Annotated in this window: 1 protein-coding gene; it reads right to left on the bottom strand. The window is 65.1% G+C overall.

Translation table 11 applies throughout. From position 1 onward, the window contains the following. Nucleotides 1-1,198, bottom strand: a 1,198-nt coding sequence (locus tag ON30_RS27875) for a WXG100-like domain-containing protein (RefSeq protein WP_040711947.1), incomplete at both ends; no start/stop codon positions are given.

Raw genomic sequence — 1,198 nt, 5'->3', positions numbered from 1 at the left:
GCCACCACCGACTCCACCGGGAACTGTCCGGCAACAGGGTTCGCTCGCGCGCCGATATCCGTTCCCCCCGAGAACTGCCCACCCGACTCATACGGCGGCGGCGGCTCGACCGCACCCATATCCCTTCCCGGCACCACACCCCCCGGGAACTGCCCACCCGACTCATACGGCGGCGGCGGCTCGAGCCCGTCCACATCCAACTCCGCGCCCTCCACCCCCAACCCACTCGGTTTCCCCTCACCCCCACCCAAACCCGCCAGGTTCTGTTGCTGCACCTGGAAATTCCGGAAACCACCCACAGCACCGGGAATCGACCCCTGAATGAAACCACCCACGATCCCCTGCGGCTCGAACGCCGACTCGATCGGCGCACCCACCGCCAACGACCCCGCAATCGACCCGAAGATCCCACCCACACCATCCGCCACCGCACCCACCACACCCCCCTGCACCATCTGACCCCAATAACTGTTGAACGCCTCCCCCACCTTCGGATTCGCCGCATACAAATCATCGAGCTTCTTACCCAACCACTTCGCCGCCAGATCACCCGCCAACTCACCCACCGCACCACCCACCGCCGAGGCCATGAAATCCTCACCGTTGAACTCCCGCGCCGTCCCCGCCGCCAACTGCCCACCCTGAATCGCGGCATTGATCACCATCTCCTCCGCCGCACCCTTCACCGCCGTCGACACCCCCCACGCCAACTCCTGCGCCGTCGGCAACAACCGAAACGACTTGAACACATACTTCTTCGACGCCGACGCACCCAGTTTCATCGCCAACGACGTCAACGCCTTCTGCGTCGCCTGCTCCAACACCGCCATCACCGTCCGCGCCGCCCCGATCGCCGCCGCCTCATTCGCCGGCGCCGTCGGCGGAAACAACCACGCCAACATGATCTCGATCGCCAACCAACACAACGTGACAATGATGTTCAACTTCGCCGACTGCAACTGCGTCCCCATATCGAACGCCGCATCCGACAACTCCCCACACATCACCGCCAGCGCTTCCAACGACTGCTCACCCGCGGCCAACTCATCGAAACGCGCCAACATCTCCGCACCACCGGCACCCGAGATATACGACGCCTCCGTCGCCTCCTTCGCCGCCCGCACCTGACTCAGCTGCCCCCGCAACTCCTCCGCCGCCTCCGACCACGCCCGCGACACAGCGAACGCCTGATCCTCAT

The organism is Nocardia takedensis NBRC 100417 (genome assembly GCF_000308695.1).
GTDB lineage: Bacteria > Actinomycetota > Actinomycetes > Mycobacteriales > Mycobacteriaceae > Nocardia > Nocardia takedensis.
This window is presented reverse-complemented; position numbering and strand designations above follow the sequence as displayed.